The sequence below is a fragment of the Phormidium sp. CCY1219 genome (assembly GCF_055795085.1).
Genome location: NZ_JAYFEQ010000273.1, coordinates 1 through 10,734, shown reverse-complemented (window position 1 = coordinate 10,734; position 10,734 = coordinate 1). Strand labels below are relative to the sequence as shown.

The following is a 10,734-nucleotide window of genomic DNA, read 5'->3' as shown; positions in this document are numbered from 1 at the left end:
ACAGGGAGAGCGAATCTGGCGAAGATACGTTATCCAGCAGCGTCACCGGATCCAGCGAAGAACCCAGCGATACCTTGGCATCGGATAGGGGCGACAGCGAGGAGGCCACAGCAGCATCCGAGGACCCGATAGAATCCGAGAGAGCGGAACCGGAAGAACGCGGGGAAATCGAGGTCATTTCAGTATCTTCTGTAGAGGCGACATTAGCAGAAATCTATAATTCGGGAGTTTTTGAGGTTATTAGCGCCACCGGAGAAGTTGGGATTGATTTTTTATATGATGGCGGCGGGTATCGGGGCGAACTTGCCCTATTTAGTTTGACCGGGATGAATCGCTACAAACCAGGGTCTCCCGAATTTATCAAAGAAGCGGCGCGGAGGGCATTGAGTAATTCCACTCAGGGGTATGTCGCGATCGCCGATCGCAGCGAAGGGGCCAGATTTACCGGGGAATTGGGAGAACGAAATCAAAATAGCGGCGACTACAAAGGCATCAAACGGTTTGTCATGGAACCCGGAGATACCTTTGGGGTGATGTTAGTGCCCCATGGAACGGTACAGGAAGTATATGACGACCCCACCGTAGGCGGTGCCAAACGTCCCCTGTTTTCCATGACCACTGCCAATCCAAACGAATCATTTCACGTGGGACAGATTGCCGATGTCACCGGCGACGGACATACATTCGTCATGGAAGACTTGCGAACCGATCGCGGCACAGACCGAGATTATAACGATGTTATCTTCCAAGTGCGAGGGGCAACTGCCGAAACCGTGCATTTGGATAGCGTCATTCCCGAAGGCAAAGATTGGCGCACAAGCGAACTCGGTGAAGCTTTGGTGAATTATACCAAAACCGTGGTTGATTTGGTGAATAGGTATGTAGAAACCACTTCCCCAGAATATTCCGACCCGGTGCAAAGTGCCCTGGAGCGATCGCAAGACTTGGAAAATTACGACGCCGAAGCATTAGCGAGAACCACAGACTGGGTAATTTGGTTAGACCCGAACTTAAACCCCGACCAGATCGCTACTCTGTTTGATGCGGAAAATTTAGGGGAAACGGGGCAGATCGACGATACCTATATTTTCCAGTTTTCCGAAGAAAAAACTCCGGAACAAATTCAAACCCAATTACAGGATTTGGTCGGTTCGGATTATCCCTATCCGCTGATTCCGATTCAGTTAATTCCGCCGCAACATTTGCCCGAATATCCAATGGCAGATGACCAATGGCATTTGCGAGATATTGGCGAAATTGATGGGATTGCCAGCGAGGGTGCCAAAGTTCTCGGGGCGTGGGAATTGGCCACAGGAGAAGGAGTGACGATCGCGATCGTTGATGATGGGATTTTAGACTCACATCCCAATTTAGAAAGCCAATTGCTCGACCACCTGCAGCGCAATTTCAACGAAACCGTACCCGAATCGGAATTAATTGCCACACCGCCAGTGGAACTAGAGGAATCGTGGTGGTGGTGGTGGTGGTGGCGACCCCCCTTTTTCAACCGCCGCCCCGGATTGAGTTGGATGCTCGATCCGGAACAAGAACCGGAAATGGCACAACCGCAGCAACATGGCACATCCACTGCAGGAGTCGTGGCAGGAGATGGAACCAATGGAATCAGCGGGGTTGCGCCGGAAGCGTCGGTGGTGGACTTTCAGTTAACGGCGGCGGATGTCACTGACGAACAGATTGGCGATGCCTTGTTTTCTCAGGGAGAAAATGGAGTATTTTACAACGAAGAAATCGATATTTACAATAACAGTTGGAAACCGGCGCAATCGAAAGTTTCTACTCCCTTGAGTTTGGCGGCGTTAGAGAAAGGTGTGGCAGAAGGACGAGAGGGGAAAGGGAACGTTTATGTGTATGCGGCGGGGAACGATCGCTGGTTAGGGGAAAATGTGAATTACAATCCTTTTGCCAACTCGCGCCACACGATCGCAGTGGGTGCGATCGGGCCAGATGGGAAGCAATCTTCGTATAGCGAATCCGGTGCTTCCTTATTTATTTCCGCCCCTTCGAGTTCCACTTCGGAAGATGGCATCAGTGTGGGAATTCCCACTAGCGATTTGTCTGGAGAAGCAGGATATAATTCTGGGGGAGACAGCGACGAGAGCGAAGATTACGCCGACGGAAATTATACAAAAAAATTCGGTGGAACTTCAGCAGCAGCACCCATCGTATCGGCAACGGCGGCATTAATGTTGGAGGTTAACTCGGATTTGTCCTATCGCGACGTGCAGCATATCCTAGTAGAAACGGCGCAGAAAACCGATGCGGAAAATCCGGACTGGGTGCAGAATAAAGCGGGATATTGGGTGAATCCGAACTATGGATTTGGCGCAATTTCCGCCGAGGATGCGGTAGAAGCGGCGGCGAATTGGACGCCTGTTGCGCCAGAAGTTTCGGTGAAATCCACTTGGCAAACCGTAAATGCGGCGATTCCCGATTACGAACCCGATCGCCTGTTGGGTGAAGAGGTGGCCAACCTGTTGCAACGGGAACCGGAAACCCTGAGTGAGACCGAACGAGAAATGCTGCGATCGCGCGATCGCATCGAGAACGATCGCTATGTGGAATCCGCGATCGCGATCGAAGAGGATATTCAAGTGGAGTGGGTAGAAGTGGTATTCGATGCCAGTCATACCTACCGAGGCGACTTGAAAGTAGAATTGATATCGCCAGATGGGACAGTATCCCAATTGAGCGATCGGCATGGCGACCCCAACGATAACTATGACAATTGGGTGTTTACCTCAGCGCAACACTGGGGAGAATCCTCACAAGGGGAATGGAAACTGCGAGTTTCTGATGAATGGGGGAACGAAGTTGGGAATTGGAACGGGTGGAAACTCAACTTTTTCGGCACAGAAACGCCGACAACGGTGAACGTGACTGCCACCGATGGCGATGCTACAGAAGACGGGAATGCCGGACAATTTGTGGTGACGCGAGAAGGGGGAAATCTGGCGCGATCGCTCACCGTAGAGTATCAGATGAACGGTACTGCCAGCAACGGCAACGACTATCAGGAACTCCCCGAAACCATCACCTTTGCACCGGGTCAAACCTCCGTCACCATTGGGGTTAATCCGATTCACGATTATGAATTGGAAGGAAACGAGACTGTAGAGATTAGCTTACGGGATCTGCCCGGATATCGGGTAGGAGAAAACACTGATGCGATCGGCACCATTACCGATAGTACAATTACAGACCGTTACGGTTCCTTCGTTTACGTCAATCCTGCCAACGGCCATCTATATCTGTTAAGCGAACCCGACACCTGGTTAGGCGCACAAAACCAAGCAGAAGCAGTGGGTGGAAATCTGGTTTCCATTAACACCGCTGACGAACAGCAGTGGATTGTAGATACTTTTGGCACCAGTCAAGTTTTTCATATTGGCTTGACAGATAGTGAAATGTATGGTAATCAAGAGGGAGATTTTAAATGGGTAAATGGCGACCCGATAACCTACGAAAACTGGAAGCAAGGAGAACCCAACAATAGTCCATTTCTCCCAGAAGGTGAAGACTTTAGCGTTATAAATCAGCACGTAGATGGGAAATGGAATGACCGCACTTATATCGGAAACTTCCCTGGCATCATCGAAATTGACCCGGCACAACTCGAACAACCCATTGTCAATATCATGGTCACGGATTCCCTAGCGGGAGAAGATGGCAATGCGGGACAAATCGTGTTTCAGCGCATTGGCAACTTAGACCAAAGCTTGAGCGTGAATTACACCTGGGGTGGGGATGCAACCAATGGCAGCGACCTTCAAACCTTAAGCGATAACATCATCATTCCTGCCGGTGAAACCTTAGTCACCCTGCCGATAATTGCCCTTCCCGATGATGAAATCGAAGGCAACGAAACCCTCGTGGTTAACTTAGCAGAGGGTGACTATGAAAACGGCACCCACTCCAGCGGTCACATCATCATCACCGACCAAAATCCCATCAATCGGATTGCCAACGAAGTTATTGGGCGCGACGTTTCCTTATTCGAACATTGGATGGAACGCTGGCAAAATGGCGAAACCTTAGAGCAACTGCGTCCGGAAATTGTTCAAGCGGCAGTTGATGGACAAGGGAACAATGAAGCCCAACAAAAAATCGCTGAATTTTATCAGGAACTCTTAGGACGAGAAGCGGAAACCACAGAGATTGCTTACTGGCAAAATCAATTAGAAACAGGTGCCACCCTGTCACAAGTGCGGCAAGAGATAGAAGGCGCAGACCTTATCGATACCACCAGCTACGTTTACACCAATCCGGTGACGGGAAATCGCTATTTCCTCACCACCCCCGACACTTGGCTAGGCGCACAAGAACAAGCGCAGGCACTTGGCGGCAACCTTGTCACCATTGACGATGCCGATGAGAATCAATGGCTGTTTGATACTTTTGGTGGTGGCCGAAAGTTGATTGGGTTAAATGATAGCCCAATTTATGGCAATACCGAGGGGAATCATCAGTGGGTGAGTGGAGATTCAGCCACATTCCTAAACTGGCGTAGTACACCGGATAACAAACTTCATACTCCTGAAGGGGAAGACTTCACCGAGACCAATGTTTATGGTGTTGGCACGTGGAATGATCTGCCGAGTCAACAGAATGGGATTCGACCCGGTATCGTGGAAATTCTAGCACCCATTGCCGATCGCTCATGGATTCGGCAATTAGGCACCGTCAACTCCGACCAATCGCGTGGCGTTGTCGTAGATAGCGATGGAAACGTTTACATTGCTGGTGCCACTAGCGGTTCTCTTGATGGCAACACCAATGGCAGCGGCATTAATGCTAACTTTTCCGATCCCTTCCTCACCAAATACGACGTCGAAGGCAATAAACTCTGGACGCGCCAATCGGGTTCGACCGGAACTGACTACTACAACGGCATCGCCAACGACTCATCAGGCAATCTTTATACCGTTGGTTACGATGATGGCCCAGGTCAGAATGGCAGTGGCGATATCACTCTGACAAAATGGGATAGCGAGGGTAATCAACTGTGGAGTCAATTTATTGGCACCGCTGCCCATGATTGGGCCAGTGGCATCACCGTCGATAATGCGGGTCATGTGTATATTTCCGGTTATTCTCAACCTTGGTCAACACCGGGTATTTCCGATGCCTTACTTGCGAAATACGACAGCAATGGCAATCTGATTTGGCAGCAAACGCTAGGGTCTGACGGTGAAGACATGGCGCGTTCTGTAGTGACGGATGCTGCTGGAAACGTTTACATTGCTGGCGTCACCACAGGGAACCTGGATGGCAATACCAATGCTGGCAGCACCGATATCTTCCTGACCAAATATGACGCTTCTGGTGCCAAACTCTGGACGGAACAACTGGGAACCCCTGCCGCAGACGGTTACGTTTACATCCCCAATGTGGGCGGAGAATATCGCCGCAACGTTCAATTAGGCATTGACAGCGAGGGGAATATTTACCTCTCCGGCACTACCGAAGGCGACCTCAACGGCAACACCAATGCCGGACGTCAAGATGCTTTCTTGGTGAAATACAACCCCAACGGCACTCAACTGTGGACGGAACAAGTAGGAACCGCAGGGGATGACCGAGGTTGGGGTGTCACCGTCGATCGCAATGGCAGGATCCATTGGACTGGCACCACCCAAGGGTCTCTCAACGGTCAACCGCATTTCGGCAGTAACGATACCTTTGTCACCACATTGGATAGCGACGGCAACTTTATCAACAGCCGCATCATCGCTACCGCCAACGACGATTTCGTTCAAGATATTACCAGCGATCGCTCCGGTAACATTTACACCACTGGCAACAGCACGGGTTCCGTCGCCAACACCAACGCGGGCAATTATGACGCCTGGGTGTCCAAAAACACCTTTGTCAACATCGGGTCAATTATTAGCGACGAACCCACAAACCTCATCCAAAATGGCGACTTTGAAGCTGTTGATGTGAGTGGCTTGTTGCAAACATACAATGATGCAACTCTACCAGACGGATTTGGTTGGTCACTTTCCAACGCCAATATAGACCTGAAAAACCTGTCGTGGAGTGGCGTATCGGGAACCAGCAACCCAGATAGTATTGACCAAAGCTTAGATATTGACAGCGATGCAACTCTGTCGCAAACCTTTACCACCGAAGTCGGTCAGACTTATGAGTTAAGTTTCTGGTACGCGCACAACCCAACTGTGCAAAATGAGTCATCCACAGGATATATCGACGTTACGGGTAACAATTCTCTACTCTCAACTACTCTGACCCACGATCTTCCATCAACTCTAGACAATCTCCAGTTTGTCAAATACACTTCCACTTTTACTGCCGACAGCAACAACACCACCCTGTCATTCCAGGGAGATGCGGCGAATGGTGGAACCGGGTTTGTCATTGATGACGTGCGGGTTGTCCCCGTCACCGAGTTAAACTATGAAGACTTTAGCTCCCTAGAAGGACTCAACCTCATCGGTAGCGCGGCACAACTCGGCGACACACTCCGCCTGACCCCGAAGAACCGGACAAGCGGCTCTCAAGCTGGAGCAGTGTGGCACGCGACGCCGCAATCGGTGGAAGATGGTTTTGAGACTACTTTCCAATTCCAGATTAACGATTTGGCAGGTTCCGGTGGAGATGGTTTTGCTTTTGTTATTCAAAATAGCAGTGCCGATGCGATCGGTGGTGGGGGAGGAACCCTGGGCTATAGCGGCATCTATAATAGCCTCGCGGTGGAATTCGATACCTATGATAACGACGACCCCGGCACCCATGACCCGAGTGACAATCATCTGAGCGTTCACACCGGCGGCACAGGACGAAACAGTGTGGGTATCACGCCTCTGGGTGTCACGAGCGATATTCCCAATATGTCCGATGGGGAAGTCCACACGGTTAAGGTGAAATACATCCCCGGCACCCTGCAAATTTTCATGGATGACCTATCTACCCCGGTTTTAACCGTGCCAGGAGACTTAGGGACGACCTTAGATTTAGATAATGGCAACGCTTGGGTTGGGTTTACCGCAGCCACAGCCGCAGCATGGGAAAATCACGATATCCTCAACTGGACATTCTCCAATCCACCCGCACCCGAGAACAATCCACCCACCGTCACCACCTCCAACCTCACCCTCACAGGTGCCACAGAAAACGCCGGATTTACCGTCACTCACGCGGACTTGGTAGCGGCGACGGGTGCCGCTGATGCAGATGGCGACGCTCTCACGTTCCGCATCCAAACCGTCGGTTCCGACATTCCCACCAAAAACGGTCAACCCGTAGAAGCGGGTGTGACAACCTTATCCGCAGGTGAGGCGATCGTGTGGACGCCCACCACCGTCGGCAACGCGCAACCGGCATTCACCGCCACCCTCACCGATGGCAAAGTCACAGTGGCAACCCCAGTCACCGTCAGCGTTGACGTGAATCCCGTCACCGTCAGCATCGAAGCAACCGACCCCGATGCCACAGAAGGCAGCGACCCCGGCGAATTCACCTTTACACGCACGGGAGATACCAGCACTCCGATGACGGTGAACTTCACCATCGAACCGTCAATCCATTGGGGGCGTCCGCAAGCGGGTAACGGCACCGACTACGAAACAATTCCCACCAGCATCACCATTCCGGCGGGTGAAACTTCCATCACCTTGACCATTACCTCTCTGGAAGACACAGAAACAGAATGGCCCGAAACCGTGAGGCTGAAACTTGCTGAAGGTAATGGCTACGAAATCAACAGCAGCGAACACCTGGATACGGTGGTCATTTGGGACAATGAAATCCCGAAATTACGGCTTTACGCAGAATGGTACACCGGTCAACCGACGAATTTCCATCGAGAATCCTATACCTCGGAATCTGGAAATAACGAACACTTCCTGTTGCGTCGAATCGGCAGTTTGGAAGAAGATTTAACCGTCTACTACTCTCTACCGGGAACCGCAACCAATGGAGAAGACTACGAAGAACTCCCCGGCAGCATTACCATTCCTGCCGGTCGGCGTGATGTCTATTTCACGTTTATCCCGATTGATGATAGTGAAGTGGAAGGGGACGAGACGGTAGAATTGACTCTGACCCCAGATCCAACCTATACGTTTATGAACCATCAAGGTCGGATTTGGGATCGGATTCCCGTGACTCTTGTGGATAATGACGATAAACCTACGGTCGAGATTACCGTCAGCGATAATCAAGCCTCTGAATCCGGCGATCCGGGTCAATTCACCATTAGCCGCACGGGAGATACCACCAATCCGTTAACAGTGGATTACTGGATTTCTACCGGGTGGTGGCATAAAGCCAAAAACGGGATCGATTATGAAGCTATCCCAGAAAGCATCACGATTCCAGCCGGTGAATCTTCCATCACCATTGACATCAATCCCATTGATGACAGTGAACTCGAAGAAGATGAAATTGTCGATATCTACTTAAAGAGCAATCCCAACTATGCGATGAGTGCGTACTACGCAAAGTTGAAGATTCTCGACAATGAAACTCAATACCTAGAGTCGCAGCAACAGTTCGGCACTTCAGCGGAGGACGTTGCCAATAGCGTCGCTGTGGATAGTGCGGGCAACACTTACACTGTCGGTCACACTTCTGGCAACTTAGGCGGAACCAATGCCGGTGGTAGCGATGGGTTTATCGTCAAGCGCGACAGCAGTGGTAACGAACTGTGGGAGATTCAATTGGGAACTGCTGGCGATGATGAAGCCAAACAGATTGCGGTGGATAGTGCCGATAATTTATACGTTCTCGGATGGAGTGGGGATCCGTCAAATAGCTGGATTGCCAAATACGACAGCAACGGCACTCAACTGTGGCAAAACCCCCTGGGTAGTGCGGGTTATGACATTACCAACGGTGCTTTAACCCTTGGCAATGACGGCAGTTTGTACGTGACGGGGCGCACCACTGGCGATATCGATGGCACGAACCAAGGCGCAACCGATACCTGGGTTGCCAAATACGACAGCGATGGTATCCAAACTTGGGTGAAACAGTTGGGTACTACCGATGAAGATGAAGCCCTGGGAATTACTGTAGACAATAACGACAACGTTTACATCACCGGCGAAACCAAAGGATCTTTAGCCGGAACCCGCGAAGGGGATGGAGATGCGTGGGTTGCCCAGTTAGACAGCAGTGGCAATTTGCAATGGCAAACCCAGTTGGGAACCACTGCAGTGGATGTTGCCCGCAGCGTTGCTGTGGATAATAACGGTCACGTTTATCTGGGGGGTCAAACCTTTGGGTGGTTAGGCGAAACCTATCTCGGCGATCCAGATGACTGGGTAGGCGATCGCGATGCTTGGTGGGCAGGAATTCACGGCGACAAGTCCGGTTTAGGCGGCACTTACTACGGCAATGGCGATGCCTGGGTTGCCCAATTAGATAGCACCACTGGCAGCATCAATTGGAAGCGACTGTTAGGCACCACAAATGCCGACAGTGGCACTACGGTAGTTGCCGATAGTTTGGGTAATGTTTACCTAACCGGAACCACCGAAGGTCAACTCGGCGACGCTCAATTTGGCGCTGACGATATCTTCCTCGCTAAATACAACGTCGATGGCGCGTTGCAGTGGAAACAACAATTCGGCAGCGACAGCAATGATGTGGTTAATGACATGATTTTGGATATTACCGGCATCTATCTTGCAGGTGACACCACCGGCGATTTAGAGGGTTCTAATCTCGGCGAAGAAGATGCCTGGATGATGAAGTTGTCATAGTACCGGCAAAGGGCACGGCATTGCCGTGCCCCTACGTTCAAATCTTTGTTTACTCCCCCAAAAAAGTCATGGATTATAATTCATTTGTAACAATTGCTAACCAATCTTTTTCCTTTGAAGAAGTCTGCCAAATGCTGAAAGTGTCTGGCGGCTTGCAACGAATGCTCAGCGACCTCAAGCAGCACTACGTTCTCACCCAAGAACTGAAAAATCGTTCCGACATCAAGGCCACTAAATTCAAAATTAACGAGGCGATTTCCAATTTTACCCGACAAGCCAATCTCCTGAATCCCAGCAAGTTTAACGAATGGCTCTCGAAAAATAATCTAACTTATGATGAGCTTTGCGAGCAACTGGCGTTTGGGATTAAAGTGGAGAAGCTGAAGATAGCGATCGCCCAGCCGGATATCGAAAAACGGTTTGAGGAACAACAAAAATTGTGCGATCGCGTAGTGCTTTCTCGAATCTTCGTTAAAGATAAAGAAACCGCGACTGAACTTAAAGCGCAATTGGAGAGCGATCGCAGTCAATTTGAAGCGATCGCCAAAGAAAAAACCCTTCTCGATGAAGATAAAGCCGTTGGCGGTATGGTGGGTACGGTACGAATCGGTCAACTGCCGGTACCCCTGCGAGAACCCCTCAAAGATGCCAAACCTGACGAAATTATCGGCCCAGTGGATTTAGACGGACGATATTGCTTGTGTTGGGTACGCGATCGCTTACCTGCCTCTATAGACGACCCCATCATCCAGCGAGAACTTCGCGAAGTATTGTTTCAAGAGTGGTTGCAAAAACAACTAAAACAAACGACTCTTCGCTTAGATTAATCAACTAGGGTGGGCATTGCCCACCCTATGTTTTATTGATATTTAATGATAGAAGAAATACGGTATATATATACAAACCTACAATGACCAGATTTGTTCACGACCAATTTGCCAAACAATATTTAGAAGAATTGCTCAGTGCATTAGGACAAGTACAA

At 50.3% G+C, this 10,734-nt stretch carries 2 protein-coding genes; both read left to right on the top strand.

All coding sequences use genetic code 11. The features are described from left to right. The first annotated feature begins 74 nt into the window (after positions 1–74). Positions 75–9,749, top strand: coding sequence for an SBBP repeat-containing protein (locus AC0QH1_RS03710; protein ID WP_324629512.1), 9,675 nt, complete (start codon positions 75–77; stop codon positions 9,747–9,749). Between the two features lie 68 nt (positions 9,750–9,817). Further along, entirely contained in the window at positions 9,818–10,576 is a 759-nt protein-coding gene (locus AC0QH1_RS03705; RefSeq protein WP_324629511.1) for a peptidylprolyl isomerase, read from the top strand. The last annotated feature ends 158 nt before the right edge of the window (positions 10,577–10,734 follow it).